The sequence below is a fragment of the Arthrobacter sp. CMU6 genome (assembly GCF_059090205.1).
Genome location: NZ_JBNHFL010000122.1, coordinates 1 through 279, shown reverse-complemented (window position 1 = coordinate 279; position 279 = coordinate 1). Strand labels below are relative to the sequence as shown.

Genomic DNA, 279 nt, shown 5'->3' with positions numbered 1-279 from the left:
AGGGAGGTGGTGTCGGCCTTGGCGTGCGCGGCCGTCGGCGGGGTATCGGGGATCTGGCTGCTCACAGGGGACGACCCCCACCCTCGGTATACGGGTCAGCAATGTTCCGCAGTGCTCCTGCTGACGAACCGGTGGGAAGCGACTGCGTGGAAGCGGGGCCGGTGCCCGAGATGCTCGGCTCGCCAAAGGCAGGTTCGCGGAGGCTGTTCTGGTCGTAGAAGGGCTCGCCTGCGTCTTCTGTGATGGTGCCGTCTGTTGCGGAAAGCCGGGCTGGCCGGG

The 279-nt window shown here is 67.7% G+C and carries 1 protein-coding gene; it reads right to left on the bottom strand.

The window, feature by feature from the left end:
• Positions 1-61 precede the first annotated feature (61 nt).
• A partial coding sequence (locus AC5RWD_RS23340) for a hypothetical protein (protein ID WP_494022282.1) occupies positions 62-279 on the bottom strand: 218 nt, incomplete at its 5' end.